We start from the raw sequence: 26,317 nt of genomic DNA on the forward strand, positions 1-26,317 counted from the left end.
GGCGCCGCGTCGTCTCCTGCTCCTCCGCCTCCCGGCCGGCCGGCCGCCCGGTGGCCCGCGGCGCCCTCGCGCTGGCCGCCGCCGCGGGCGCCGTGCTCGGTGCGGGTCAGGCACCGTCCTGTACCGACACCGGGGGACCGTGGGCTTCACCTGATCATCGCGAAACCACACAGAAAACGACGATGGCGATTCGTGTTCACGGTTACCGCGAACACGAATCGCCATCGTCACTGTGCGCCGCCAGGGACTCGAACCCCGGACCCGCTGATTAAGAGTCAGCTGCTCTAACCAACTGAGCTAGCGGCGCAGACTCTGTCGCTTTCGGCTCTCGCGTCCGGCGACAAAAGAAATACTACCTGGTCCGCAGGGCTGCTGGTGACCACCCTCGGATCGCCGGGGGGAGCAGCACGGGGCCGCCCCCCTTGTTCGGCCGTTCCGCCGCCCGGCGCGGCCGGTACGCGTGCTCCACCGGCAGGGACAGCGCCGGACAGTCGACCGAGGAGCCCGCGGTGATCGGGACGGCCGCGCAGCCCGTGCCGATCGCGTACTCCTGGAGGCCGGCCGAGCACCGGGACCGCGGGCGGCCGGGCGTCGAGACCTGAGAGCAGGGCCTTCCCGTGGTTACAGCACCGCGCTGAGGAACTCCCGGGTGCGGGTGTGCTCAGGGGTGCTGAAGATCTTCTCCGGGGACCCCGCTTCGATGACGCGGCCGGAGTCGAACATCAGGACCTCGTCCGAGATGTCCCGGGCGAAGTTCATCTCGTGGGTGACACAGAGCATCGTGATGTCCGTGGTGCGGGCGATGTCACGGAGGACGTCGAGGACCCCGGCGACCAGTTCCGGGTCGAGCGCGGACGTCACCTCGTCGAGCAGCAGTACCTGCGGGCGCATGGCCAGGGCCCGGGCTATCGCGACGCGCTGCTGCTGGCCGCCCGAGAGCTGGCCGGGGTATTTGTCCAGGTGGTCGCTGAGCCCGACCAGGTCGAGCAGCTCGCGCGCCCGCTGCTCGGCCTCGTCCTTCGACAGGCCGAGCACGGTGACCGGCGCCTCGGTGATGTTCCGCAGCACCTTCATGTTCGGGAACAGGTTGAACTGCTGGAAGACCATCCCGATGTTCTTGCGGATCTCCCGGATCTGCTTCTCCCCGGCCGGGAAGAGCTGCTGTCCGGCGACCGTGATCGTGCCCTCGTCGGGCTCGGCCAGAGTCATCAGCAGCCGCAGGATCGTGGTCTTCCCGGAGCCCGAGGGGCCGATCAACGTGACGTGCTTGCCCGCGTCGACCGAGAAGTCGAGCCGGTCGAGGACCGTGTGGTCGCCGAAGCGCTTGGTGACCCGGTCGAAGCGGATCAGTTCGCCGGCGGTCGCCGCGGGGCCGGCCTGGGCGTCGGGTTCCTTCACCAGGGGGGTGTCAGCGGACAAGGCGTCGCTCCAGGGCTCGCAGGAGGAGGGAGGCGGGATAGGAGATCAGGACGAAGGCCACACCGATGACGGTGAGCGGCTCGGTGAACTGGAAGTGCTGCTGCGAGAAGAGCCGTGCCTCGCCGAGCATGTCGAGCACGGTGATCGCCATCAGCACCGGCGTGTCCTTGAGTATCGCGATCACGTAGTTGCCGAGCGCCGGTACGACCCGGCGGATCGCCTGCGGCAGGATCACCGCCGTCCAGGTGCGTGTCGGAGGCAGGCTCAGTGCGGTGGCCGCCTCCCACTGTCCGGTGGGCACGGCCTCGATGCCGGCGCGGTAGACCTGCATCGTGTACGTCGAGTAGTGCAGGCCGATCGCGACGACACCCGTGGTCAGCGCGGAGAAGGTGAGCCCCCACTCGGGCAGCACGTAGAAGAGGAAGAACAGCTGCACCAGCAGCGGGGTGTCACGGATGAACTCCGTCACAATCCCCACCGGCCAGCGCACCAGGGGGTACCACCCGCGCGAGTTTGTTCGAGCGTGGGGGAGGCCGGGCGTCTGCATCAGCAGCGCCCACACCAGCCCGAGCGCGAACGAGATCAGCGAGCCGAGGGCCAGCGCCTGGAGGGTGACGAGCAGGCCGTCCCAGAAGTGCGGCATGAAGTCGCGGACGGCACCCCAGTCCCAGGTCACGAGAGACCACCTCCGACGGGTTCGGGGACGAGGACATGGGGCCGAGGTGTCTTTCCGGCCCGGGCCTTGAGCCGGTGTTCGAGCAGCCGCATCATCCGGGTGAGCAGGAAGGCGATCACGAAGTAGATGAGCAGGATGTACGCGTAGATCTCCGCGCTCTCCTGGAGCGCGAGCCGCACCAGATTGCCGCTGAACGCCAGGTCGCCCATGCCCATGACGGAGACCAGCGCGGTGCCCTTGAGCAGTTCCACCAGCAGGTTGCAGAACGACGGGATCATCTCTGGCACCGCCTGCGGCAGCAGGATCTTGCGCATCCGCTGCCAGGGCGTGAAGCCCAGCGCGATCCCGCCCTCACACTGCGCAGGGTCGACGGAGTTCAGGGCGCCTCGCACGATCTCGGCCCCGTACGCCCCGTACGTCAGCCCCAGTGCGAGCGTGCCCGCCCACATCGGCACCAGCTGCCAGCCGAAGGCGAGAGGCAGGACGAAGAACACCCAGAAGATCATGATCAGGGTGGAGGTGCCGCGGAACACCTCGGTGTAGACACCGGCGGCGAAGCGGACGATCCACAGCCGGTGGGTGCGCGCCATGCCCACGATGAAGGAGACGGCCGTGGCGAGCAGCGCGCCGAGCACGAGGAGCTGGAGGGTGGTCCAGACGCCTGAGAGTACGAGGTGCCAGAGTCCCGAGGTCATCCGCCGCACAGCTCCTTCGCGGTCATGTCGGTCATCTCGGCCTCGGTGAAGCCGAACGGCCGCAGGATGCGGAAGAGCTCGCCGCTCGCCTTCATCTTCTTCAGCTCGGCGTTGAAGGCGTCCCGCAGTCCCGTCTCCGTGGAGCGGAAGGCGAACCCGCCGCCGTCGACGTGGGGTTGTCCCTTCAGCAGGGGCGCGAACGCCTTCGTCGCCTCCGCCTTGCGGGAGTTCCTGACGACCGCACGGGTGGTGAGCGCGGTCCCGGCGAACGCGTCGGCACGCCCGGCCTCGACGGCGTTCAGCCCGGCGACCTGGTCGGGGACGATCAGGATGTCGCTCTCCTTGTAGCCGGCCTCGACGGCGTACTGGATCTCGGCGTATCCGGTCCCGGTGGCGAACTTCGCCTTCTTCTCGACGATGTCCCGGTAGTCGTGCAGGCCCTTCGGGTTCCCCTTCCGCACGATGAAGGAGTCGAGCATCCGGTAGTCAGGGTCGGAGAAGATGACCTGCTCGCAGCGCTCCGGGTTGATGTACATCCCGGCGGAGACGACATCGAACTGCTGGGAGTTCAGCCCCGGGATGAGCGAGCCGAACTCGGTCGGCACGGGCTGGACGCGGTCGACGCCGAGGCGTTTGAAGACCGCCTTCGCCAGCTCCGGTGCCTCACCGGTGAGCTTGCCGTTCTTGTCGATGTAGCCGAAGGGGATCTCGCCCGCGATGCCGAGACGGACGACGCCCTGAGCCCTGAGCCGGCTGAGCAGATCGCCGCCGGGCGTGCTCGACGCCGTGGCCACGCGGCTGCAGCCGGCGGCCCCCAGCGCACCGAACGCCGCGGCACCGGCCAGCAGCGACCGGCGGGTGGTTCCTGGTTTCCCTACGTCTTCCGTCCGTGGTGGAGCCATGGGCGCGCGGCTACCCGGGACCATGCGATGTATTCGGGCCGATGGCAACACCGCCGGATTCAGGCCGATTTCAGCGCGGTTCCCGTCCTCGGGTCGCACCGGCCGGATGTCCGGCGGGAATAACCGGAGAAGACCTCCTGTTGCCCGGCGGCGAGAGACACGACGCGTTGAGCAGGAGGCATTGCGGTGGACGAGATCCGTGGCACGGTACGGGGCACCGCCCCCGTTCCCCTCTCGGTACTGGACCTGGTCACCGTCGGCGCCGGCCACACCGCCTCCGACGCCCTCCGCACCAGCGTCGCCCTCTCCCGGCTCGCGGAGTCCCGTGGCTTCCACCGCTACTGGGTCGCCGAGCACCACTCCATGCCGGGCGTGGCCTCCTCGTCGCCCGCCGTGATCCTCGCGCACCTCGCCGCCCACACGGACCGCATCCGGCTCGGCTCGGGCGGCGTGATGCTCCCGAACCACGCCCCGCTGGTCATCGCGGAGCAGTTCGGCACGCTGGAGGCCATGGCTCCCGGACGTGTCGACCTGGGCCTGGGCCGTGCCCCGGGTACGGACGGCGCCACGGCCGCCGCACTGCGCCGCACGGACCGGCTCCATGAGGGCGCCGACGACTTCCCCGAGCAACTCGCCGAGCTGACCCGCTTCCTCGACGACGACTTCCCCGAAGGCCACCCCTACGCCCGAATCCACGCGGTCCCGGGCCCGGTCCAGGCCAGCTCGCCCGGCGGCGTCCAGTCCCCGCACCGCCCGCCGATCTGGCTACTCGGCTCCTCCGGGTTCAGCGCCCGCCTGGCCGGCACGCTCGGCCTGCCCTTCGCCTTCGCGCACCACTTCTCGGCGCAGAACACCGTTCCGGCGCTCGACCTGTACCGCGCGTCCTTCCGCCCCTCGACGGTCCTCGACGCCCCGTACGCCCTGATCGGTGTCGCCGCGCTCGCCACCGACGACGAGAAGGAGGCCCGCCGCCAGGTGAGGGCCGCCGCCCTGAACATGATCCGTCTGCGCATGGGCCGCCCCGGACTCGTCCCCACCCCCGAGGAGGCCGAGGCGCACGAATTCGGTCCATTGGAGGAGGAGTTCGCCGCGACCTGGACCGCCAACGTCGTCCACGGCACACCGGACGAGGTCCGCTCCGGCCTCGACGACCTCCAGAAGCGCACCGGCGCCGACGAGTTGATGCTCACGTCCAACGCCCACGGCGGGGATGTGCGTGTGCGCTCCTACGAACTGATCGCGGACGCCTACGGGTTGCCGACCGCATGAGTGCGGCAGGGTGCCGTGCCGCAGGGGCGACGGCACCCCTCCCGGTCAGGTCGGGCGGCAGGCCTCCGCGTCCACCAGCGCGGAGATACGATCCGGCGGCACCGGCCGCGAGTACAGCCACCCCTGGCCGGTGTCACAGCCGATCCGGCGCAGACGGCTGGCCTGCGCGGAGGTCTCCACACACTCGGCGGTGACCGTCAGCCCCAGCCGGTGGGCGAGCTGGATCATGGCCTCGACGACGACCTCGTCCGCGGGATTCGGGTGCGCGTTCGTGCCCTCGTACTGGAAGCCGCGGACGAACGAGCCGTCCAGCTTCAGCGCCGACACCGGCAGCCGGCTGAGGTAGGCGAGGTTCGAGTAGCCCGTGCCGAAGTCGTCGATCGCGATGCGCACCCCCATGTCGCTGAGTGCTTGGAGGACCTGGAGCGGGCGGCCCGCCGAGCCCATCACCGCCGACTCCGTCAGCTCCAGCTGGAGCAGATGAGGGGCGAGCTCCGTCTCCGCGAGGGTCTGCGCCACATCCGCCACCAGGTCGGAGTCCCACACCTGACGCACCGCCACGTTCACGCTCACGAAGATCGGCGGCTCGCTCGGGCGTTCCAGCTGCCAGCGGCGCGCCTGACGGCAGGCGGTCGCCAGCACCCAGCGTCCCAGCTGCACGATCGAGCCGTCCTCCTCCGCCAGCCCGATGAACCGATTCGGCGTCAGGGTGCCGAACTGGGGGTGATGCCAGCGCACCAGCGCTTCGACCCCGCGCACCCGTCCGTCCTCCAGGCCCACCAACGGCTGGTACTCCAGGGCGAACTCACCCCGTTCGATGGCGGGCCGCAGACCGGAGGAGAGGGCCTGGCGGGTCATGCGGTGGGCGTTGCGCTCGGGGTCGAAGAGGGTCCAGCGGGCCTTGCCGTCGGCCTTCGCCCAGTACAGCGTCGTATCGGCCGCCTGCATCAGACCGGTCGCCGTCGTCCCGGCCGCGTGCCGTTCCACGACCCCGATGGACGCGGAGACGGACAGGCGCTGACCCGACAGGTCGAACGGGGTCTGCAGTGCACTCAGCACCGACTCGGCCAGCTCGGCGAGTTGGTCGGTGCCCGTCGAGTCCTCGACGAGCAGCGCGAACTCGTCGCCGCCCAGCCTGGCCACCAACGGTGTGGTGGGCCTCGCTCGGCCCGCCTCGTCCGCGCAGCGCTTCAGGCGCTCCGCGACGGCCGCGAGCAGCCGGTCGCCGACGCGGTGGCCGAGCGTGTCGTTGACCGCCTTGAAGCCGTCCAGGTCCAGATAGCACAGCCCGATCCGGCCGGTGCCGCTCTCCTCGTACGCCTCCGCTTCCAGCGCGGCCGACAGGCGTTCGAAGAACAGTGTGCGGTTGGGCAGCCGGGTCATCGGATCGTGCATCTGCAAGTGCCGCAGCCGGGACTGGAGTTCACGATGGGAGCTGATGTCGGCGACCGAGAGGAGCACCGGCTGCTCGGCCGTGGGCAGCGGCGTGACGGTCACATGGACCCACAGCGAGTGCCCGTCGGGGTGTTTGAGGCGGCGGGTACAGCGCAGCCGGGCCTGCCGGCCGTGCAGCACCTCGTGGTACGCGTGCGCGATGCGGGCGTCGGAGGACAGGTCCACCAGGTCGGCGGCGACCTTGCCGACCAGTCCGTCCGCGCCGGTGCCGAGCAGTGAACCCAGCGTCTCGTTGGCGGTGGCGACCAGGCCCTCCCGGTCGACGACGGCCATGGCGAGCGGCGCGACAGCGAACGCGGCGCCGGCAGCGACGGATTGAGCGGGGCCCGGGGAGAACGGCAGTGGCGGGCTTGCCGGCGGCGCGAGCTGGTGCACGCCGACGGGAGGCGCCGGCGCGGACATACCTGCCGGGGGATGTGCATGACTCTCTGTGACGGCCGGGCCGACGAGGTCTGCCGCGGGCGCCGGCCCTTCGGACGTTCCGCTCACCGCTCGCTCCCGCAGTGCACTCGTTCTTCGTACGGTTCTCGTCGGGGTCGACGGCCGCGTGATGAGCGGCCGTACAAGCCGTGTCCGTGCAGGAAAGTGTGCCGATCATAGAGGCTGGCCCAGAGGCCTTCCAGCCACAGTCCAGTGTCCCGGAACAGGCACGCGTTCCGACAGATCGTTTCTGCCCGGACCTGGTCGGGTTCTTTCCGGCCGCGATTGAATGTGACGATCCGTGAGTATCCGGGGCGTCGGCCCACGTCGGCCGCCCCCTCGGTGCTTCTGCGCCGTCCGTCGCTCCCGCCCCGCACCACCCCTCCCGCGGCCGTCGCGGCTCTTTCTGGCCTTTCCCCCAAGTGGGGGCATCTCACCCTTCTGGTGCAGGCGAACAGGGCGTAGTACTACAAGTGCGACAAGGCTGGATGCGGAGTTCCCTGACCCGCACCCGGAGGTCGCCGTGCCGCGTCCGCTCCCCCTCAAGGGGCTCTCCGGCGAGTCCTTGAAGGGGTTCTTCCGGGGCTGGGTGGCGCTGTTGCGTAGCCTGGCGGCCGTGTTCACGTCGATGGCCGCGCTGGTTTCGACCTCGCTGGTCACGGGACCCGCACTCGCCGATTCCCCATCGGCACCCTGCGAACTCGCGCGCACCCCGGCGCATCATTCGGAGGGTGTCGACACCTGGGATCCCACCTATGTGCGCCCCACCCGTCCGCTCGACGCGGTCATGGTCTTCCTGTCCTTCCCGGGCTCGGTGCCGGCGACCACACCGGCCCAGCTGACGGCGGACTACTTCCCGGCCACCAGCCGGTTCTTCGACCGTGCCTCCTATGGCCGGTTCACGCTGCGCCCGCATCCGGTGCGTCACTGGATCCGAATGCCCCATCCCGCCACCTCCTATGCCGTGCAGCGCGACTGGGATCCCGGGCGGCGGGACGCGTATCTGCGCGACGCGTTCGCCGCCGCGGGCAAGGAAGTCGACTTCTCGCGGTCCGGCGTCGTGTACCTGGTGGCCGACCCGGATGCGCCCGGTGTCGACTCGGACGCCACGAAGGTGGTCAACTTCGACACTCCCCTGCGCGTGCACGGCAAGGAGGTCCGCCGGGTGGTCACGGTCTTCGAGAAGCATCCGCCGGACCGTCTCGTCCTCGCGCACGAGACGGGGCATGTCTTCGATCTGCCCGATCTCTACCACCGTCCCATGGGCGGCAGGGGTGACTGGGACACCTATGTCGGCGACTGGGATCTCATGGGCAGCCAGTTCGGTCTGGCGCCGGACCTGTTCGCCTGGCACAAGTGGAAACTGGGGTGGCTGGACGACCGCCAGGTGAAATGTGTGCGGGGTCCGGGGAGCACACGTCTGACGCTGGAGCCGCTGGAGTCGGGGTCGACGGGGGTACCGCAGGTGCCGGTGGTCGTGGGTGCGGCCGGTGAGCAGCCCCCGGGACCCGGTCTGCAGGCGTACGGCTCGGGGCGCGGCACCAAGCTGGCGGTCGTGCGGACGGGGCCCGACACCGTGGTGGCCGTGGAGGGGCGCGGTGCGATGGGGAACGACAGCACGGTCTGCACGGAGGGTGTCCTCGTCTATCGCGTTCATGGCGAGACGGAGTCCGGTGACGGCCCGATCAAGGTGCTGGACGCCCATCCGCACTCCGAGGCGTGCGAGCACTCCTCGGTCTACCCGCGGCTCGCGGACGCTCCCGTGGGTGTGGGGGAGACCTTCACGGTGCCGGGTGACGGCGTCCGGGTGGAGGTGGAGGACCGAACGGCCACCGGGGCATGGACGGTGAAGATCACGAGACGGTGAGCGCGTGGCGCGGGTGGGGTCGTCACGGTGGTTCCAGTGGCGACGGTGGTCCCAGGGGCCTGTGTGCCGGGCGGTGGCGCTGGTCATGGTGGTGGAAGCCCGCGGTGGGCGCCCTGCGTACCCGGCGGTTTCCGCGAGGAGCCCTGCACACCTGGCGCTCACCGCGCTGCGCCGAGCTGGGGTGTGGGTGGCGAAGCCCCCACCACGCGCGGAGACGCCGCGCAGAAAACAACGATGGCGACCCGGTTCGCGCTTACCGCGAACACGAATCGCCATCGCCATCGTGCGCCGCCAGGGACTCGAACCCCGGACCCGCTGATTAAGAGTCAGCTGCTCTAACCAACTGAGCTAGCGGCGCCTACTGACGCCTAGACCTTAGCACCCTGGTCGGCGGGAGGAAAAATCGATATCGGTACCGTGGCGGAGGCGGCGGCGCGGGCTGCTCGGACGGCCGCCCACAGCACGACTTCCGGCCCTGGTAGCCAGGGGTGACGGGTGTCGGGCGCGACGAGCCAGCGGGATGCGAGGTGGATCTCGGTGGTCGCGGCGGGGGACGTCGTGGCGTGGACCGCGGGGACGGTCACGGCGTCTCCGGGGCCGTGGCACAGAAGCGGCGGAATCGCGCGGGTGCGGGCGGTCCCGGTGTGGCCTTTGCCGTTCCACTCCTCCCAGTCGAGCAGGGAGGGCAGCCGCCTGGCGGTGCCGGGCGCCGCGAACAGCAGCATCCGGCCCCGGTGGGTGGCGACGGGCCCGGAGCCCGGCCCTTCGTCCCAGAGCCGGTCCAGCATGCGCCGCCCGAAGATCGCGGGCGTGTTGACGATGTCGAACGCGGTGCCGCAGGGCACTACGACCGGGGCGGCGGGGCGCTCTGCCCAGGTGGCCAGCGTGCTGCGGGGATACGGTCCTGCGGAGGCCAGCCATGCGGCGCCCTCCGAGGTGACGCCCGCGATGTCGTATCCGTCGGGAAGGGGCTTGCAGGGGGAGGTGACGGACGGCGTTCGACTGCTCATGGCAACCAGATCTACCGTCGGTGAGCTGTGCGGTCCCGAGAGTTGTGGAAAACCGGGACAAGAGGGGGTGGGGCGGAGTACTTTGCCGTCCGGTATATGCCGAAAGATCATTCCCGCGGGGACGGCGTCGGACCGGTCGGCGTTCAGCCCAGGTTCTCGGGGCCGCTCGCGTCGCCGCCTCGCATCAGGTCCTGGCCGAACTCCACCATCTTCTTGGCGTAGTCCTCGGTCCACTCGGCCTGGTCGCCGATCGCCGCCGGGGTCAGCCGGTCCAGGCGGCGCGGGTCGGCGAGCTGGGCCGCGGCGATCGCCTGGTACTCCACCGCCCGGTCCGCGGCCGCGCGGAACGCCTGCGCGAGTTCCGTCGCCCGCGCCAGCAGTGCCTGCGGGTCGTCGATCGACTCCAGGTCGAAGAAGTGCTCCGGGTCGGAGGCCGCCTCCGCGGGCTCGAAGAGCAGGGGCGCGGGGCGTAGCCGCGGATCGTTCCGACGCGGCGTGGGCTCCGCCATGTCTTGTCCTCCTCGTACGGTTCGAGTGGCGCCCTCAGGGGGCCACCGTCCATTGTCCCGCGGCGGCACAAGGGGGCGGTCAGGGGCGGCGCGCGCCGGTCCGCGCCCCCGCCTAGTGGTGTTGTGTCCATGCAGGCAGGGCGGGACCGGCGCTCAGGTCAGGGGCGCCACGGCACCCGGTGTTCCGCGAGGTGCGCCAGGACCGCGTGGTTCGCCTCCCAGCCGTCCGGGAACTTCACCGTTACTCCCAGCTGCACCGGCTCCGTCGAGGGATGGTCGTCCAGCAGCTGTGTCACTCCCGCCCGGCACACCACGATGCACGCGTGCCGGTGCCGGGAGGCGAGGACGCACAGACGGCCCGTCTCCAGGTGGAACGCCGTCGCGTCCGGGCGCCCCGACAGCGGGTGAAGGATCACCGTCACGTCGAACTCCCGGCCCTGGAGCCGGTTCGCCGTGTCCACGGTCACGTCGGGCACCCCGAGGTCCGCCAGCGCGGAGCGCACCGCCGCCGCCTGGTCGCGGTGCGCCGTGCCGACGGCGATCCGGTCCGCGGTCAGCGCCACCGGCTCCTCGGCCCGCTCCGAGACCGCTGCCCCGCCCCGGTCCAGCAGCCGCCGTACGACCCGGGCCACCGCCCGCACCGCCTCGGGGTCCGTCCGCGGTGTGTGCCGGGCGGGCAGCTCCAGCAGCCCCCAGCCGGCCTGAGCCGCCTCGTCGATCACCCGGTCGGGACCCGAGCCGTCCGAGGCCACCCCGAAGGTGAGCCGCCGGTCCCCGTGCCCCGTACCGCTGCGGAACGGCGTGTACGGGTAGAACGCGTCCGACACCAGCGGCGCCGCCGACGCCGGCAGCCGCCATGACACCGGCAGCCGGTGCTGCGGCAACTCGGGGTTGTGGGCCAGGAGCGTCGTCACCGCGGACGCCGACGGGTCGTACGACAGCCCGGCCCACTGCTCCGCGCCCACGATCGCGAACGGGTCCAGCTGGCCGGGGTCCCCGACGAACAGCGCCCGTTCGAACAGGCCGGCCACCGCAAGCAGCGCGTCCGAACGCATCTGGTACGCCTCGTCGACGATCGCGTGCCGCCAGGGCTCGACGTCCTTGACGTGCGCCCACTTGGCGGCGGTCGAGATGACGACGTCCAGGCCCGCCAGATCGCCCGCCTTCGTCGACTTGCGGACGTTCGGCAGGTCGTCGAGCGCCTTGTCGTACGGGTCCGGGTCGCTGCTGTGCAGCCGGCCGACCGGAAGACCGGGGTCCTTCTCCGCCAGCCGCAGCACCAGATCGTCCACTTGTGCATTGGTCTGCGCGATCACCATCAACGGGCGTCCGGCGGCCGCGAGTTCGAGCGCGGCGCGGACGACCAGCGTCGATTTCCCGGCGCCCGGGGGCGAGTCGACGACGACCCCGCGGTGCGCGCCGTGCAGCGTGTCCCGGAGGATCGCCTCGGTGGCACGCGCGGCCGCGGCCCCCGGATCGAACGCACGGCCGCGGTTGCCGTCCGCTGCGAACAGCGCGGTCATAGAACGTCCTCCTCGGTCATCGGATCCGGACGTGGTACGGCGTCGGCCTCGCCCGGCGGCCCGCCGTGCGTCCACGGTGTCTCCTCCGGATCGGGCAGCTTCGCCCCGCCGCGCTGCTCGTGTTCGAAGAGCGTGAAGCAGACCCGGTCGCCCTTCTCGGGGACGGACCCGGGCGCCGGTTCCTTGCCGCGGCCCATCTTGTCGACGATGCGCAGGACCACGAGGAAGTCCCCCGCGCCGTCCCCGTCCGATCCCTCGTCACCGACGAACTCGGCCGCCTGCGGCTTCCCGTCCAGCGACCGGTACACCTTCGTGCGCTCCCCGAGGTGCGGCCGGTCCCCGGTCCGTACGGTCACCAGGGGGCGCGGGCTCGGCCTCTTCCCCTCGCTGTACGTCATCACCACGTCCAGGACCTCGCCCGCGAACGCCTCCCCGGCGAGCCGCCGCCCGGCCATGACGAGCGGGTCGTCGAGCGCCTCCTGAGCTTCCAGACGGGCCTGTTCGCGCTCGCGCGTGGCGAGCTTGTTCGCCGCGGTGACCGCGTCGTCGCGGCGCGGCTGCGGAGGCTCTCCGGCGGCGACGCGGTCGCGGTGACCGGTGAACGACCAGCGGTCCCGCGTCCACCGGTCCGCGACGTGATCCCCCTCCGGCAGCGCCCGCAGCAGGTCGAGCCCGTGCCACACCGCGTCCCAGGTGGGGCGCGTACGGCTCGCGACGAGGGCGCGGATCTCCTGCTCGGCGGCGGTGAGGTCACCGAACCGGTCGTCCGCTTCGACGCCGTCCTCGGCGGCGGCGAGCCGGGTGCGCGCCCGGTCGTAGCGCTCGATGGCCGGGGCGAGCAGCTTGTTGTCGAAGGCCGGGTCGGTGGCGGGTCCGGCCGGCGGGCACAGCAACTGGCCGTCCTCGTCCCGTGCCAGCTCGGCCCGTACCGCCGCGTCCGCGCCCGAGGCACCGGCGGGCGGGTCGATCCAGGCGAGCAGTGCTGCCAGGTGCTGGTCCTCCAGGCTGGACTGGCCGCTCGCCCAGTGCCGCGTCAGCACCTCGGTGAGGGCGAGCAGCAGCGAGGAGCCGGGTACCCGGGCGCGCTCCCCGAAGTGGGTGAGCCAGCGGCCCAGCAGCGGTACGTGCGGCGGTGCCGGATGCGGGGCCTCCGGGTCCTGCTCGGCGGTGCGGCGAAAGCGCATGGAGCGCCCCAGGAGCCGTACGAGGTCGATACCCGCCCGGCTCGGCACGATCAGCTGCGGGGCGTCCGCGCACAGGTCCACCTCGACCTTGACCCGTTTGCCGGTCTCCGGGTCGGTCTCGGCGCGCTCGGCGGTCTCGACCGAGCAGGCGTACGCGTCGATGTGGGGCAGCACGATGTCCGCGAGGTCGGCGAGGAACGCGAACCTCAGGTCGCGGTCGCGCGGCTGCGGGACCACGAGCAGCCGGGGCGCGTCCCGCTCGGTGCCGACGAGCGCCCCCAGCGGCGCCCCGGCCTCGCCGGCGGTGGTGAGCGGCACGAAGACGAGGGGCCGCTCGGACAGGTGCCGGTGCCGGACGGTGGCGGCGGGCTGGGCGCGGCCGGAGCGCACGGCCTCCAGCCGGGCGAGCGCGGCGATCAGCGACATACGGCACCCTCCCGGCCTGCGAGCGCCTCGGCCCGCAGCTCGGCTGCCCTGCGCAGCGCCGCCACCGCCGGGTCGTCCGGGTCACCGGCCTTTCCGTGGGCGGCGGCCAGGACGTCATCCACCGTCGTCAGGCCGCCCAGCTCGGCGCGCAGCGACCGCCCCAGGGACGTCACCGCGCCCTGGGCGCGGGAGCGGTCGCGGCAGTGGAAGGCCAGTTCGCAGGCGGCGAGGCACTCCGGCGCGTACACCGCCGGAACCGCCTCGACGGCGGCTTCCAGCTCCTCCTGGGGGAGGTCGGGCGCGAAGCACGTGCCCTCGGGGAGGGCGTCGGCGATCTCCTCGATGCGGGTGAGGCGGGCCAGCTGCCGCCGGGTGACCGCGCGCTGTTTGCGGATGTCGACAGGGGAGGCGGCCGGCAGGTTGGAGAAGTCCTTCGGGCAGACCAGCAGGATCCGGTGGCGCACCACGGGCGCGGGGGTGCGGTCGGCGCGTCCCTCCGGCTCCGCGCCGAGGCGGGCGGCGATCTCCTCCAGCGCCAGCACGTACACCGCCGACTGGCGGGCAGCGGCCCCCACCTTCGCCGGGTCCGCCGCACCGTCCAGCATCGGGAAGGACTTGATCTCCACGACGGTCCAGCTGCCGTCCGGGTGGACGACCACCGCGTCCGGCTCGAGGAACGCGGGCGAGCCCGCCACGTCGAGGGCGAGCATGGGGTGGTCGAGCAGGGCCCAGGTGCGGGCCGCGGTGGCCTCGCGCAGCGCCAGTGCCGTACGGGCCGCACGTCCCTGAGGGCCGGCGGCCGCGAGGTCGGGAACGAGAGCCGCGCCCGGGGCCTCGGCGGACGGGTCCAGCCTCTCGTGCACCAGCCGCAATAGCTCCGCGCCGCCGTCCGCCTTGACCCGGGCCTCGAACGCGTTGCCCCGCATGAAGGCGAACTGCGACTGGCCGAACGCCGACGGCGCGCCCAGCGCGTCCGCCAGCACCGCCTTGTTCACCCCCGCGCCGTCCAGGAGCGCGCGCCGCTTGCACCCGGGGTTCGCGGCGAGTGCGGCAAGGGCGCGCGCGTCGAGCGCCTTGGGCGGTAGGGACGGGCCGCGCAGCTCAGCGAGTCGGTGCCGCAGCGCCGTCGTCCGCGTCCGCGGGAGAGGCACCCGGCTCGGCTCCCGGCTCGTGGCGGGAGGTGCGCTGTCGGGGAATTCGCTCACCCGTCGAAGTCTGGCATCCGGCACTGACAACGGGGGCTCCCGCGGCCTGCGAGGTGTCCGCGGCGGGTGTGAACCAGGCCCGCAGCCGGGCCGTGGCCGCGTCCTGTGCCCGCATCGCCGGGCCGGTCAGCAGGAAGCCGACGCCCATCACGGCACAGCCCGCGACCGCGTCGAGGAAGTAGTGGTTGGCGGTGCCCATCACGACAATGCCGGTCAGCAGCGGATACGCCACGGCCGCGGCCTTGGCCCAGCGGCTGCCGGCGTACCGCCACAGCATCACCCCGCACCACAGCGCCCAGCCGACATGCAGGCTCGGCATCGCCGCGTACTGGTTCGTCATGCCGCCCAGGCCCCGTGGCGCGCTCGCCTCGGCGCCCCACCAGCCGTACGAGCTGTACTGGGCCATGGTGTCGACGAAGCCGTGGCCCGCGGCGAGCAGGCGGGGAGGACAGGTAGGCAGCAGGGTGAAGCCGAACAGGCCGATGAACGTGGACGTCATCAGCCAGGTGCGGGCCGCGCGATAGGCGGCCGCTCGGCGTCTGAAGAGCCATATGAGGATCACCGGGGTGACCAGGTAGTGCAGTGACGCGTACCAGAAGTCGGCGGGTATGCCGATCCACGCCTCGCGGGTGAAGAGACGGTTCAGCGGGTGCTCGACGTTTATGTGCAGCGACTTCTCCAGGCGGAGGATCGCCAGGCCGTGGTCGACGGCGGTGGAGACGTCGCCCCTGGCGAGGAGCCGGCCCGCGGAGTACGACGCGTACACCAGGACGATCAACGGCAGCTCGGTCCACCAGCGCAGTGAGGTCGGCGGGCTCACCGTGGTGCCCGGTGTCTCGGCCTGCGGCATCCGATTCGCCCTCCCCGTTGTGCTGTCCTGTGGCTCCCGGTCCGGTCCGGTCGTGACACCTTACGGTGTACGTGCCCGCCCCGGTGGGCCGCCCCCGGCCGTCATAGACGCAGGCACCGGCTCCCGGGTTGCCTGCGGCCGGGGGTGCGCGCTGACCGTGCGGCCGCGCTCACGACAGGGCCGCCCCGCATGCCGGGCGCGGCAGCGACGCATGGCGGTCCAGGAACGCCGACACCCCGGGTGTGCGGCGGTGCGGCAGCAGCACCCGAGCCGTGCCCGCCAGCATCGTCTGGATCCTGGACGACTGGACCTCGTCCAGCAGCTCCAGCACGCGCAGGCCGGCCACGGCCGCCTCGTCGGGGAGGCCACCGCGGGCCAGGTCGTCGGCCAGTTCCGTCGTGTACAGGGCGATGTTCCGGGTGAAGTGCGGGTCCTGGAGCTGTGCGGCGCGCCCGGCGTGCCGGGCCGCGCGCGGCCAGTCGCCGAGCGTCGACCAGCACTGCGCCTCCAGGCCCTCCAGTTCGGCCTCTCCGTAGAAGGTCATCCACTCGGGGTCTGCGTCCGAGGGCCCCCGCCCGAAAAGGGCCTGCGCCCGGATCAGGGACTGCTCGCAGCCCGCCCGGTCCGCGAGCCCCGCCCAGCCGCCCGCCTCCCGCAGCGCCAGCAGTGACATCAGGCGGTGCGAGCCGAGCGGGTGGGCCGCGCGCTGGGCCGCCTGTGCCGCCCGAAGGGCCTCCCGGGGCCGGCCCGCGTCGCGCGCGAGGAACGCGGTGTTGCAGAACGCGTGCGCCTCCAGGGCCGCGTCCCCGGACATCCGGGCCGTCGACAGCGCCTCCGCGTAGTGGGAGCGGGCGTCGTCGAAGCGTCCCGAATCGTGCGCCAACCATCCCACCGAGAGGGCCAGTTCACCCGCGCCCGTGTACAGCCGGTCCGCGATCGCCTGCCGGGTCGTCCCCGCGTCGAGCAGGGCGTACGCGGTGCGCAGGGGGGCCGCCGCGCGCCGGTAGAGGCCGTCCGCACCGTGCCGGTCGTCGAGCAGGCGGATCCTGCGTACGGCGTCCTCGAGCGCGCTCGCCTCGGACGAACCCGCACGGGGGACGGGGCGTTCGGCGGTCGCCGCCGGGTCGCCGAAGGCGAGCCCGAGAGGGCCCAGGGAGACGGCCGCCATCGTGGCGGTGCCGCCGGTCATGAATGCGCGACGCAGCACGTCGCTCTCCTCGTGGTTCTGTTCGTCGTACGCGTGCGTGCCGTACGACTCGTGCGTCTCGTAACTGTCTTGTGTTTCATACGTCTCGTACGCATCACCCGTCTCACTCGGAGCGTACGGACGGCTGCCGGTGTGTTCGAGGGGCGCTTCGTCCGCGATGCGCGCCCTTCGGCCGCGTACCGCGGAGCGGGGCGCGAATCCCAGGTCCGCGAGCGTGCGACCGGGGAACATATGCAGGAACACTCGTTCGTAGGCGTAGTTGGGACAACGGATCTCGCCCGCCTCGACGCGTCCGATGTACCGCGCGTCACAGCTGACCCGCTCGCCGATCTCGCGTGCGGCGCGCCGTACGGCCGCGGCGAACTCGCTCGGGGAGCGCTGTCCGCGCAGCCGCCGGAAGGCGAGATTCGGCCGCGGTGGCCGGGAGGAAGGGGACGAGGTCATGGCCGGGCCCTCTCGTGCGAACCGTCGAACCATGCCGGATTCGGGAGGAGTCGTCCGTGTGGTGCCTGTTGGTTCCCTGTGTCCGGCGGTGCAAGAACGTACCTGTCTCGCGGGTGTCGCCATGCGAGGTTTGGCTACAAACCGGATATCTCACGCGCGATCTGCCATGAACTGCCATCCTTTGTGGCTGTGTTGTGCCGTAGCCGTTGACGTTCCGGAGCGTTGAACCCTGTGGACCGGGAGCCCCCCGAACTCCCGACCCAACTCACTCGTCGAGGAGGGGTTCAGTGTCGGAGGCCGGGATGCAGACCAGGCAGAGCACCGATTTCCGTACGCAGCCGTCGGGCGCACGGCACGTGCCGCAGTCCAGCGCACCGCCGCAGCAGGCCCCCGACCTCGTGACCGTCCCGGCCCGGCAGGGCCTTGAGGCCGTCGACATCCTCCGCCGCGGGGCGGCCGACTGCGTCGGACCCGTCCTCCACGACGACGGCTGCGACACCCTCGGCTTCCTGGTTCCGCCCGGTACGGCGGACGCGTGGGACGTCCCGGGCAGCACGTGCACGCAGACGAAGGGGCGCGGCATGAGCCTCGTCACCCCGGAACCCCCGGGCGAGGGCACGGACTGGCTGCTCCCGCCCGGCGACGCGGAGGTGGCCACGGACCCGGCAGTCCTGCGGGAGGCCCTCGGGGAGGCGGCCCGGCTGATCGAGGCTGCGGACAACTGCCAGTAGGCCTGGCGACCCGCCCGCGGTGCGCAGCCCGTGCCCCCTACGTCGCCGACCCGCGCAGGAGCGACCGGAAGCCGTCGAGGGGCCGCCCCCTGCGCCCACCCCCGATAATGGGGATATGGGCAGGTCACGGAACGCGCGGCGCGGACAGGCCGCCGAGATCCTCGTCGAGGCGGTCGACGGCGGGCTCGCGCAATTGATACCCGACCGCGACCGGGCGCGCGCCTGGACCCTTCTCATCGACGGCGCCCCGCAGTCGCACGTCGACCTCGACGACCCCACGTACCTCAGCTTCGAGTACCAGCGCCGCCTCGGCCACGTCATCGACCTGGCCGCCCCGCCCGGACGGCCCCTGCACGCCGTGCACCTCGGCGGCGGCGCGTTCACCCTCGCCCGCTACATCGCCGCCACCCGGCCCCGCTCCACCCAGCAGATCGTCGAGCGCGACGGGGCGCTCGTCCAACTGGTCCGCCGAGCCCTGCCGTTGGATCCCGGCGCCCGTATCCGGGTGCGCTCCATGGACGCCCGCGAGGGGCTCGCGAAGGTGCCGGACGGCTGGGCGGACCTGGTCATCACCGATGTGTTCAGCGGGGCGCGCACTCCGGCGCACCTGACATCGGTCGAGTTCCTCACGGACGTCCGCAGGGCGCTCAAGGAGGGCGGTCTGTACGCGGCCAACCTCGCCGACGGCCCGCCGCTCGCCCATCTGCGCGGCCAGATCTCGACCGCGGCGGCCGTCTTCCCCGAACTCGCGCTGGTCGCCGACCCGGCCGTGCTGCGCGGCAGGCGCTTCGGCAACGCGGTCCTGATCGCCTCCGGCCATCCGATCCCTGTCGCCGAACTGACCCGCCGCGCCGCCTCGGACCCGCACTCCGCGCGCGTGGAGCACGGCAAGGCGCTGACCGACTTCACGGGCGGCGCGCCGACGGTCACGGACGCGGCCGCGGTGGCATCACCGGCACCACCGCCGTCGGTCTTCCGCTGACCCGGACCCGAAGCCGCCGATGCCGGGGCACGGCACCTTTGTTCCGCGCCGCCCTCCGTGCGGTCAGCCCTCCGCCGGTGGCAGCTCTCCCGTCCGCGCCGCCCGCCCGTACCAGTGAGCGCTCGACTTCGGTGTGCGAGCCAGCGTCGTGTAGTCCACGTACACGGCGCCGAACCGCTTCTCGTAGCCGTAGGCCCACTCGAAGTTGTCCATCAGGGACCACAGGTAGTAGCCGCGCACGTCCGCGCCGTCCGTGATCGCCCGGCGGACCGCGGACAGATGGCCGTGCAGATATGCGATCCGTTCCGGATCGTGCACCTGGCCGTCGGGATCCGGCTTGTCGTCGTACGCCGCGCCGTTCTCCGTCACATACAGCGGCAGGCCCGGCGCCTCCCGGGTGTATCGCATGATCAGCTCGTGCAGCCCGGTCGGGTCGATGCTCCAGCCCATCTCGGTCTTCTGGCCCGGGGGTTGATGGAACAACACGTCGTCCGCCCCCGGCCACGGTGAGTACGCGCTCGCTCCGTGCCCGTCCGCCCGCGGGCCGCTCGAGCCCGTCTCGGAAACCGCCGACACCAGTGCCGGGGTGTAGTAGTTGAGGCCGAGCGCGTCCAGTGGCTGGTGGATGGTCGCCAGGTCACCGTCCTGGACATGGGACCAGTCCGTGATCTCCGAGGTCGCCGTCGGCAGGGTCTCCGGGTACGCCCCGTGCAGCATCGGGCCGTGGAAGACCCCGTTCGCCAGGTCGTCGATCCTCCGGCCCGCCGCCAGATCCGCGGGATCCTGCGAAACCGTCCGCACCACCGAGGAGTTGAGGCTCACGGCGACCGTGTTGCGGGCAGGCATCGCCGACCTCAGCGCGACGGCACCGAGACCGTGTGCCAGGTTCAGGTGGTGCGCCGCCCTGAGCGCCGCCGCGGCGTCCGTACGTCCAGGGGCGTGCACCCCGGAGCCATAGCCGAGGAACGCGCTGCACCACGGCTCGTTCAGCGTGGTCCACTGCTCCACCCGGTCGCCCAGTGCCTCGCCCACGATCCGCGCGTACTCGGCGAACCGGAACGCCGTGTCCCGTTGCGGCCAGCCGCCCGCGTCCTCCAACTCCTGTGGCAGGTCCCAGTGGTAGAGGGTGATCGCCGGCCTGATGCCGTGGGCGAGCAGGTCGTCCACGAGGCGGCGGTAGAAGTCCAGGCCCCGCTGGACCGCGGGCCCCCGGCCCGTCGGCTGCACGCGCGGCCAGGAGACCGAGAAGCGGTACGCGGTCAGGCCCAGCTCGGCCATCAGCGCGACGTCGTCGCGGTAGCGGTGGTAGTGGTCGACGGCGATGTCACCGCTGTCGCCGCCGGCCGTCCTGCCCGGCGTATGGCTGAAGGTGTCCCAGATGGAGGCGGTGCGGCCGTCCTCCCGCACCGCCCCCTCGATCTGGTACGCGGAGGTCGCCGCGCCCCAGAGGAAGGCAGGAGGAAAGGTCACCCGGGATTCGGACACAGGCATGGAAGCGCTCCCATAGAAGGTCGTGGAGGCCGATGAGCGGCCGGGGAGAAGTGCAGGGGCCGAGGCGGCGGCCCGGCCCCCTGGAACAGGGCGTCAGCCCTTGACGGCGCCCTGCATGATGCCGCCCACGATCTGCTTGCCGAAGATCGCGAAGACCAGCAGCAGCGGCAGCGTGCCGAGCAGCGCGCCCGCCATGATCAGGGACTGGTCGGGGGTGTAGCCGCGGCCCAGGCCCGCGATCGCCACCTGCACGGTCGGATTGCCGTTCTGGGTCAGCACCAGGAACGGCCACAGGAAGTCGTTCCATGTCTGCACGAACATCAGCATGCCGAGGACCGCCATCGCGGGCCGCGCCGCCGGGAACACCACGTGCCACACCACACGCCAACTGCTCGCGCCGTCCACCCGGGCGGCCTCGATGATCTCGTCCGGCAGCGCCTGGAGCAGGTACTGCCGCATGAAGAACACCCCGAACGCGCTCACCAGCGACGGCAGGATCACCGCCTGCAACTGGTCGGTCCAGTCGAGCTTGGCGACCATCATGTACAGCGGGATCACACTGAGTTGCGGGGGCACCATCATCGTGCCGATGACGATCAGCATCAGCGCGCCGCGGCCCCTGAAGCGCAGTTTGGCGAAGGCGAACCCGGCGATCGTCGACATGAAGACGACGGCCGCCGCCGAAACGCCCGCCACGAACGTCGTGTTGAAGAACGCCTTGCCCAGATTCGCGTCCGACCAGGCGATCTTGAGGTTGTGGAACAGATTCGACCCGAACCAGAAGGGCGGAGGCGTCTGCGCCAGCCGGTTGTTGTCGCGCGAGGCCGCGATCGCCGTCCACACCAGCGGGAACAGCGAGCCGATGCTGAACAGGATCAGGACGGCGTACGCGAGCGGACCGGCGTAGCGCTGCCCACCGGCACGCGCGGCCTTGGACCGGGGTACGCGCCCGGTCCTGCGCGCCGTCTCCTCGGGTTTCGTCAGGGGCGTCGTCACGACCGGTTCTCCTCACTACTGGCGCGCAGCCGACGCGAGATGGCGTAGTTGACGATCCCGATCACGACGAGGATCAGGAACATCGTCCAGGCGATCGCGGAGGCCCGGCCCAGGTGCTGGTTCACCCAGCCCTGCTCGTACAGATACAGGCCCAGCGTCTGGAACTGGTGCTCGGCGCCGCCCGACGCGCCCTTGTTCGCGTCGAACAGCAGCGGCTCGCCGAAGACCTGGCTGGCGCCGATCGTCGACACGACGCCGGTGAACAGGATCGTCGGCCGCAGCGAGGGCAGCGTGACATGGAAGAACTGCTGCCAGCGGCCGGCGCCGTCCAAAGATGCCGACTCGTACAGATCCTGCGGGATGGCCTGCATCGCCGCCAGGTAGATCAGCGCGTTGTAACCCGTCCAGCGCCAGATGATGATCGAGGAAACCGCTGTCTGTGAGGGCCACTTGCTGTTCTGCCAGTCGACGGCGTCGATCCCGGCGAAGTGCAGCACCCAGTTGATCACCCCGTAGTCGCGCCCGAAGAGCAGCACGAACACCAGCGAGGCCGCCGCGATCGACGTCGCGTACGGCGCGAGCATCACGACCCGGTAGAAGGTCGAGGCGCGCAGCTTGTAGTTGAGGATGTGGGCCAGGCCCATCGCCATCAGCAGCTGCGGGACGGTCGAGATGATCCCGATGATCAGGGTGTTCTTCGCCGCGTTCCAGAAGAAGTCGTCGTCGAGGATCCGGGTGTAGTTGCGCAGGCCCGCCCAGTGCATGTCGGTCGGCGCCGTCAGTTCCACCGTGTGCAGCGAGGCCCAGGCGGTGTAGAGCAGCGGGAACAGGCCGAAGGCGAGGAAGAGCAGGAAGAACGGCGAGACGAACGCGTAGGGGCTCCAGCGCATGTCCCGCTGCCAGCGGCGGGAGAGCCGCGTCCGGCGCCGCTGCTCCGCCTCGGTGGGTGCGGCGGGCGATCGGCCCGGGGCCGCGCCCCCCTCCTTCGGGGAGGGCGCGGCGGTGTCGTCCCGGGTGGCCATGCCGGTCACTGGTCCAGGTTGTTGTCGATGGTCTTGGTGGCCGTCTTCCACGCCTGCTCGGGCGACTTGCCCTTCGTCACGAGGAAGACGCCGTTGTCGGTCAGACCCTGCTGGATGATCTGGTCCTTCGGGCCGATGACCTGGACCGGGCTGGACTTGGCGGCCTCGGCGAAGATCGTGCCGATCGGGGCGTCACCGGTCATGTCGTTCTTCGCGCCGGTGACTTCGGTCGAGTTGTACGCGGCCTGCGCGCTCGGGAAGCTGCCCTGGATGCCGAACAGCTTCGCCTGCTGGGCGGGCGCGGTCAGCCAGGCGGCCAGCGCCGCGGCCTCCTTCACCTGCTTGCCGGCCTTCGGCACGGTCAGGAAGGAGCCGCCCCAGTTGCCCGACTTGGGCGCGACGGCCACGTCCCACTTGCCCTTGGCGTCCGCCTTCGACTTCCCCTTGATGTAGCCGAGCATCCACGGCGGGCAGGCCATCGCGGCGAACTTCACGTTGGCGATCGTCTGGTCCCAGGCCGGCTGGAACTGGGTCTGTGCGCCGAGCAGTCCCTCCTGGGCGGCCTGCGCGGTCAGGTCGAAGGCGTTCTTGACGGCGGGGTTCGTCCTGTAGACGACCTTGCCGGAGGAGTCGTAGAACTTCTCCTTCTCACTGCTGAGGATCGCGTTCAGCAGACCGCCGGGGGAGTCCATGAAGGTGGTGCCCTTCGGCGCCTTCTTCTTGTATGTCTCGCCGACGCCGACGAACTTGCTCCAGTCACCGGCCCACAGCTTGCCCACCTGCTCACGGTCGGTGGGCAGACCCGCCTGCTGGAAGAGGTCCTTGCGGTAGCAGATGGCCATCGGACCGACGTCGGTGCCGAGGCCGATCGTCTGCCCGTCCGTGGTGGTGGCCTGCTGCCACTTCCAGTCCAGGAAGTCGCCCTTGTCGACGCCCGAAACCTTGGAGAGGTCCTCGAGTTTGGCCGCCTGGGTGGAGACCACCTCGGCGATGTTGCCGACCTCGACACCCTGGATGTCCTGCAGGCCGCTGCCGGTGGTCAGGTGGTTGACGAGCGCCGGGTAGTAGTTCTCGTTCCGCTCGGTGACATTCTCGGCGATCTTGATGTCGGGGTGGAGCTTCTCGTACTCCGCGTAGAGTCCGGCCTCCTTGAAGCCGAAGGTGCCGAAGAGGCCAAGGGTGATCGTGGTCTTGCCCTTGCCGCCTCCGGAATCGCCGCTGCTGCCGCCACTCCCGCCGCTGTCGTCGGCACAGCCGGTCAGCAGACCGGCGCCGAGCACGGCGACGGCCGCGAAGGCCGGCGCTCTGTGGGCCAAGCGGGTACGTCGCATGTCGTCCTCCTGTCGCCCTGACGTGCCGACCCCCCGGCCAACTTCTGTGCTGGGCCCGTGTGTTCTTGCTGCGGCTCGGGCGGGGAACGTGCGGGATGTGTATGGGGAAGGTACTGTGGGAGCGCTCCCATGGATGATGTGTTGAAGGGTCGTTGGTCCCGGCGAGGGTGTCAAGGGAGCGGACGGAGTGAACTGCCTCCAGTTATCCACCTGTTGACTGATCTGGCGGGATGGCCGCCGAAGGGGAGACGGTGTCCGGGAGGGCTCGTGCCGGCCGCGAAGCCGTTCGCCCGGCCCGGTGGTCGCGGCCGGGGTGGGGACTTTGACGCGGCTGTTAGATTCCAGGTCAGGCGCGGAGCGCATGGGGTGACGGGAGGCGGCGATGGCAGGCCACGGAGCGCGGGGCCGGAGCGGCCGGCGGCCGACCCTGGAGGAGGTCGCCGCCCGGGCCGGTGTGGGCCGCGGCACCGTCTCCCGGGTGATCAACGGTTCCCCCCGGGTCAGCGACGCGACCCGCGCGGCCGTCGAGGCGGCGGTCGCGGAGCTGGGTTATGTGCCAAACACGGCGGCCCGGGCACTGGCCGCCAACCGTACGGACGCGATCGCCCTCGTCGTCCCCGAGCCGGAGACCCGCTTCTTCGCGGAGCCGTACTTCTCGGACATGCTGCGCGGCGTGGGCGCGGAACTGGCGGAGACGGAGATGCAGCTGCTGCTGATCTTCGCGGGCAGCGACCGTGAGCGTCGCAGGCTGGCGCAGTATCTGGCGGCGCACCGGGTGGACGGCGTCCTGCTGGTCTCGGTGCACGCGGGCGACCCGCTGCCGGACCTCCTCGCCCAGTTGGAGATCCCGGCGGTGATCAGCGGCCCGCGCTCGGAGGACGAGACGCTGCCGTCGGTGGACTCGGACAACCACGGCGGCGGCCGCTCGGCGGTCGAGCACCTGATCGCCCGCGGCCGTACGCGCATCGTCACGATCACGGGCCGCCTGGACGTGTACGGCGCCCAGCGGCGCGCCGAGGGGTACCGGGCCGCCCTGCGGGACGCGGGCCGGGAGGTGGACGAGGCCCTGATCGCCCCCGGTGACTTCACGGAGGAGGGCGGCCACCGGGCGATGACGCACCTGCTGGCCCACTGCCCCGACCTGGACGCGGTGTTCGCGGAGTCGGACGTGATGGCGGCGGGCGCGCGCCAGGCGCTGCGCGAGGCGGGCCGTCGCATACCCGACGACGTGGCGCTGGTCGGGTACGACGACTCGGTGATCGCCCGTCACATGGACCCACCGCTCACGAGCGTGCGCCAGCCCATCGAGGGGATGGGCCGCGCGATGATCGACCTGCTGCTGCACGAGATCGCGGACGACCGCCCCGCGGCATCACGGGCACTGGACCGCCGCCAGGTGGTCCTGCCTACGGAACTGGTGGTGCGGGACTCTTCCTGAGAGCGGCCGGCTCCGGAAACGTTCGCCGTTGCGGAGGCAGTGCGGGCAGTGCGGTGCCAGACGCTCCATCAATCCCATGGCCGGCGCAACGGCGCCTTCCGGCGCCGGACATGATCTGACCACGGCAGCCGGCGAAGACCCCTGTCAGCCTCCGGGTGAAGCTGACAGGCAGGCCTGCCCGGGGCGAGGAACCTTCCCGCATCACAACGTCGCCACCACGCTGCGCCGTGCGCTCAGCTGGGCCGTTCGGCGGGCGTCACATCAACGGGGGTGGTGTACCGGCTGGGGTGTGACCCATCCGGGCTGCCTGCCGACGGCACTGACGCACGGCTCCGTCCAGCCGACCGGATGTGCGAACTTCCGTACGAACACGGAAAGTTGGATCTAGGTTGGCCCCGAGACCTACTCGTTCGACTGAGGAGAGCCTGCTCATGACCGACCACGCGCCCGTGTCCGGACCGGTGGAGAGCCGGGAGATCGACGCCTCGGTGCCGCACTCGGCCCGGATCTGGAACTACTGGCTGGGCGGCAAGGACAACTATCCGGTCGACGAGGAGGCCGGTGACGCCTATGCCGCCGTCTTCCCCGGCATCGTCACCATCGCCCGCGGCAGCCGCGCCTTCCTCGGGCGCACCATCCGGTACCTCGCCGCCGATGCGGGTATCCGGCAGTTCCTGGACGTGGGGACCGGTCTGCCGACGGTGGACAACACGCACGAGGTCGCTCAGCGTCTGGCCCCCGAGTCCCGGATCGTCTACGTCGACAACGACCCGATGATCCTCGCGCACGCCCGCGCCCTGCTCACCTCCGCCCCTGAGGGTGCGACCGCGTATGTGGACGCGGATCTGTACGACCCGGAGCGCATCCTCGCGGCCGCCGCCGAGACGCTCGACCTGACCCGGCCCACGGCGCTGATCCTCAGCGGCATCCTCGGGCATGTCGCCGACTACGACGAGGCGCGCTCCATCGTCCGCCGGCTGCTGGACGGTCTGCCCTCCGGCAGCTACCTGTCCTTGAACGACGGCTCTCTCGGCTTCGACCCGGAGTACGAACGGGCCCAGGAGGGCTACAACAAGAGCGGCGCGGTCCCGTACATCCTGCGCCCCGTCGAGCAGATCGCGGGCTACTTCGACGGCCTGGAGCTGGTGGAGCCGGGAATCGTGACCCTTCCCCGGTGGCGGCCGGACGGCAGCGGGGACGGGGAACCGGCGGTGCTCGGCGAGCACGGCGGACTCGGCCGCAAGCCTTGAGAAGACGACCGGCCG

At 71.3% G+C, this 26,317-nt stretch carries 21 protein-coding genes, 2 tRNA genes and 2 pseudogenes; 6 read left to right on the top strand and 19 right to left on the bottom strand.

Annotated elements, in window-relative coordinates; genetic code table 11:
• Positions 1–233: 233 nt before the first annotated feature.
• From BIV24_RS23285 to ehuB, 6 genes and pseudogenes are all read right to left on the bottom strand, one after another.
• A tRNA-Lys gene (locus BIV24_RS23285) sits at positions 234–307 on the bottom strand.
• A gap of 45 nt (positions 308–352) precedes the next feature.
• Positions 353–614, bottom strand: a pseudogene (locus tag BIV24_RS35635) (IclR family transcriptional regulator); the annotation flags it as partial.
• Positions 615–621: 7 nt separating this feature from the next.
• The gene (gene ehuA / locus BIV24_RS23295; RefSeq protein WP_071368368.1) at positions 622–1,419 is read right to left on the bottom strand and encodes an ectoine/hydroxyectoine ABC transporter ATP-binding protein EhuA; all 798 of its coding nucleotides are present in this window, start codon (positions 1,417–1,419) and stop codon (positions 622–624) included.
• On the bottom strand, positions 1,409–2,095 hold the full coding sequence (gene ehuD, locus BIV24_RS23300; RefSeq protein WP_071368369.1) for an ectoine/hydroxyectoine ABC transporter permease subunit EhuD: 687 nt from the start codon (positions 2,093–2,095) through the stop codon (positions 1,409–1,411). Before ehuD ends, ehuA begins: the two co-directional genes overlap by 11 nt.
• Positions 2,092–2,790, bottom strand: coding sequence for an ectoine/hydroxyectoine ABC transporter permease subunit EhuC (gene ehuC / locus BIV24_RS23305; protein WP_071368370.1), 699 nt, complete (start codon positions 2,788–2,790; stop codon positions 2,092–2,094). Before ehuC ends, ehuD begins: the two co-directional genes overlap by 4 nt.
• Positions 2,787–3,692, bottom strand: a complete 906-nt coding sequence (gene ehuB, locus BIV24_RS23310) for an ectoine/hydroxyectoine ABC transporter substrate-binding protein EhuB (protein ID WP_071368371.1) — start codon at positions 3,690–3,692, stop codon at positions 2,787–2,789. Before ehuB ends, ehuC begins: the two co-directional genes overlap by 4 nt.
• A 180-nt stretch (positions 3,693–3,872) precedes the next feature.
• Here ehuB and BIV24_RS23315 point away from each other — a divergent pair, with 180 nt between their 5' ends.
• Complete coding sequence (locus tag BIV24_RS23315) at positions 3,873–4,961, top strand: LLM class flavin-dependent oxidoreductase (RefSeq protein ID WP_071368372.1); 1,089 nt, start codon at positions 3,873–3,875, stop codon at positions 4,959–4,961.
• 45 nt (positions 4,962–5,006) lie between these two features.
• Here BIV24_RS23315 and BIV24_RS23320 read toward each other — a convergent pair whose 3' ends face one another.
• A complete protein-coding gene (locus BIV24_RS23320) occupies positions 5,007–6,920 on the bottom strand; it encodes a putative bifunctional diguanylate cyclase/phosphodiesterase (protein ID WP_425442587.1) in 1,914 nt (637 codons plus the stop codon).
• 439 nt (positions 6,921–7,359) lie between these two features.
• Here BIV24_RS23320 and BIV24_RS23325 point away from each other — a divergent pair, with 439 nt between their 5' ends.
• A complete protein-coding gene (locus BIV24_RS23325) occupies positions 7,360–8,703 on the top strand; it encodes a M6 family metalloprotease domain-containing protein (protein WP_071368373.1) in 1,344 nt (447 codons plus the stop codon).
• Positions 8,704–8,987: 284 nt separating this feature from the next.
• On the opposite strand, the gene BIV24_RS23330 is transcribed toward BIV24_RS23325, so the two are convergent.
• From BIV24_RS23330 to BIV24_RS23365, 8 genes and pseudogenes are all read right to left on the bottom strand, one after another.
• A tRNA-Lys gene (locus BIV24_RS23330) sits at positions 8,988–9,061 on the bottom strand.
• A pseudogene (locus tag BIV24_RS23335) lies at positions 9,052–9,713 on the bottom strand (bifunctional DNA primase/polymerase). Before BIV24_RS23335 ends, BIV24_RS23330 begins: the two are co-directional and overlap by 10 nt.
• 143 nt (positions 9,714–9,856) lie before the next feature.
• Positions 9,857–10,222 (bottom strand): hypothetical protein, encoded by a 366-nt coding sequence (locus tag BIV24_RS23340; RefSeq protein WP_071368374.1) that lies wholly within the window; start codon positions 10,220–10,222, stop codon positions 9,857–9,859.
• Positions 10,223–10,380: 158 nt separating this feature from the next.
• The gene (locus BIV24_RS23345) at positions 10,381–11,745 is read right to left on the bottom strand and encodes an AAA domain-containing protein (protein ID WP_071368375.1); all 1,365 of its coding nucleotides are present in this window, start codon (positions 11,743–11,745) and stop codon (positions 10,381–10,383) included.
• Positions 11,742–13,355, bottom strand: a complete 1,614-nt coding sequence (locus BIV24_RS23350; protein WP_071368376.1) for a hypothetical protein — start codon at positions 13,353–13,355, stop codon at positions 11,742–11,744. Before BIV24_RS23350 ends, BIV24_RS23345 begins: the two co-directional genes overlap by 4 nt.
• Entirely contained in the window at positions 13,346–14,506 is a 1,161-nt protein-coding gene (locus BIV24_RS23355; protein WP_071368377.1) for a hypothetical protein, read from the bottom strand. The genes BIV24_RS23350 and BIV24_RS23355 overlap by 10 nt, the downstream gene beginning before the upstream one ends.
• Positions 14,457–15,410, bottom strand: coding sequence for a phosphatase PAP2 family protein (locus BIV24_RS23360; protein ID WP_071368378.1), 954 nt, complete (start codon positions 15,408–15,410; stop codon positions 14,457–14,459). Before BIV24_RS23360 ends, BIV24_RS23355 begins: the two co-directional genes overlap by 50 nt.
• 169 nt (positions 15,411–15,579) lie before the next feature.
• Complete coding sequence (locus BIV24_RS23365) at positions 15,580–17,061, bottom strand: NsdA family TPR-like regulatory protein (protein ID WP_071368379.1); 1,482 nt, start codon at positions 17,059–17,061, stop codon at positions 15,580–15,582.
• Positions 17,062–17,363: 302 nt separating this feature from the next.
• Here BIV24_RS23365 and BIV24_RS23370 point away from each other — a divergent pair, with 302 nt between their 5' ends.
• Complete coding sequence (locus tag BIV24_RS23370; RefSeq protein WP_245766913.1) at positions 17,364–17,792, top strand: hypothetical protein; 429 nt, start codon at positions 17,364–17,366, stop codon at positions 17,790–17,792.
• A gap of 115 nt (positions 17,793–17,907) precedes the next feature.
• Positions 17,908–18,774, top strand: a complete 867-nt coding sequence (locus BIV24_RS23375; RefSeq protein ID WP_071368380.1) for a spermidine synthase — start codon at positions 17,908–17,910, stop codon at positions 18,772–18,774.
• A gap of 63 nt (positions 18,775–18,837) precedes the next feature.
• Here BIV24_RS23375 and BIV24_RS23380 read toward each other — a convergent pair whose 3' ends face one another.
• From BIV24_RS23380 to BIV24_RS23395, 4 genes are all read right to left on the bottom strand, one after another.
• Positions 18,838–20,265 (bottom strand): glycoside hydrolase family 1 protein, encoded by a 1,428-nt coding sequence (locus BIV24_RS23380; RefSeq protein WP_071368381.1) that lies wholly within the window; start codon positions 20,263–20,265, stop codon positions 18,838–18,840.
• A 93-nt stretch (positions 20,266–20,358) separates the two neighbouring features.
• Positions 20,359–21,261 carry a carbohydrate ABC transporter permease gene (locus BIV24_RS23385; protein ID WP_071368382.1) on the bottom strand — a complete coding sequence of 301 codons (903 nt, stop codon included), beginning with the start codon at positions 21,259–21,261 and terminating at the stop codon, positions 20,359–20,361.
• Positions 21,258–22,283: a carbohydrate ABC transporter permease gene (locus BIV24_RS23390; protein WP_071368409.1), complete on the bottom strand. Its 1,026-nt coding sequence runs from the start codon at positions 22,281–22,283 to the stop codon at positions 21,258–21,260. Before BIV24_RS23390 ends, BIV24_RS23385 begins: the two co-directional genes overlap by 4 nt.
• A gap of 5 nt (positions 22,284–22,288) precedes the next feature.
• A complete protein-coding gene (locus BIV24_RS23395) occupies positions 22,289–23,614 on the bottom strand; it encodes an ABC transporter substrate-binding protein (RefSeq protein WP_071368383.1) in 1,326 nt (441 codons plus the stop codon).
• A gap of 382 nt (positions 23,615–23,996) precedes the next feature.
• Between BIV24_RS23395 and BIV24_RS23400 the strand changes: the two genes are divergently transcribed.
• Together BIV24_RS23400 and BIV24_RS23405 are read left to right on the top strand one after the other, a co-directional pair.
• Positions 23,997–25,052, top strand: coding sequence for a LacI family DNA-binding transcriptional regulator (locus BIV24_RS23400; protein WP_071368384.1), 1,056 nt, complete (start codon positions 23,997–23,999; stop codon positions 25,050–25,052).
• A 431-nt stretch (positions 25,053–25,483) separates the two neighbouring features.
• A complete protein-coding gene (locus BIV24_RS23405) occupies positions 25,484–26,302 on the top strand; it encodes an SAM-dependent methyltransferase (protein WP_071368385.1) in 819 nt (272 codons plus the stop codon).
• Positions 26,303–26,317: the final 15 nt, after the last annotated feature.

It is taken from the genome of Streptomyces colonosanans, from assembly GCF_001866645.1.
In the GTDB taxonomy this organism is placed as follows: Bacteria; Actinomycetota; Actinomycetes; order Streptomycetales; family Streptomycetaceae; genus Streptomyces; species Streptomyces colonosanans.

Excerpts from the sequence above, each read along its gene's own strand:
- ehuC (WP_071368370.1), bottom strand. The coding sequence starts at position 2,790 with ATGACCTCGGGACTCTGGCACCTCGTACTCTCAGGCGTCTGGACCACC.
- ehuB (WP_071368371.1), bottom strand. The coding sequence starts at position 3,692 with ATGGCTCCACCACGGACGGAAGACGTAGGGAAACCAGGAACCACCCGC.
- BIV24_RS23340 (WP_071368374.1), bottom strand. The coding sequence starts at position 10,222 with ATGGCGGAGCCCACGCCGCGTCGGAACGATCCGCGGCTACGCCCCGCG.
- BIV24_RS23345 (WP_071368375.1), bottom strand. The coding sequence starts at position 11,745 with ATGACCGCGCTGTTCGCAGCGGACGGCAACCGCGGCCGTGCGTTCGAT.
- BIV24_RS23350 (WP_071368376.1), bottom strand. The coding sequence starts at position 13,355 with ATGTCGCTGATCGCCGCGCTCGCCCGGCTGGAGGCCGTGCGCTCCGGC.
- BIV24_RS23360 (WP_071368378.1), bottom strand. The coding sequence starts at position 15,410 with ATGCCGCAGGCCGAGACACCGGGCACCACGGTGAGCCCGCCGACCTCA.
- BIV24_RS23365 (WP_071368379.1), bottom strand. The coding sequence starts at position 17,061 with ATGACCTCGTCCCCTTCCTCCCGGCCACCGCGGCCGAATCTCGCCTTC.
- BIV24_RS23370 (WP_245766913.1), top strand. The coding sequence starts at position 17,364 with ATGCAGACCAGGCAGAGCACCGATTTCCGTACGCAGCCGTCGGGCGCA.
- BIV24_RS23375 (WP_071368380.1), top strand. The coding sequence starts at position 17,908 with ATGGGCAGGTCACGGAACGCGCGGCGCGGACAGGCCGCCGAGATCCTC.
- BIV24_RS23380 (WP_071368381.1), bottom strand. The coding sequence starts at position 20,265 with ATGCCTGTGTCCGAATCCCGGGTGACCTTTCCTCCTGCCTTCCTCTGG.
- BIV24_RS23390 (WP_071368409.1), bottom strand. The coding sequence starts at position 22,283 with ATGGCCACCCGGGACGACACCGCCGCGCCCTCCCCGAAGGAGGGGGGC.
- BIV24_RS23395 (WP_071368383.1), bottom strand. The coding sequence starts at position 23,614 with ATGCGACGTACCCGCTTGGCCCACAGAGCGCCGGCCTTCGCGGCCGTC.
- BIV24_RS23400 (WP_071368384.1), top strand. The coding sequence starts at position 23,997 with ATGGCAGGCCACGGAGCGCGGGGCCGGAGCGGCCGGCGGCCGACCCTG.
- BIV24_RS23405 (WP_071368385.1), top strand. The coding sequence starts at position 25,484 with ATGACCGACCACGCGCCCGTGTCCGGACCGGTGGAGAGCCGGGAGATC.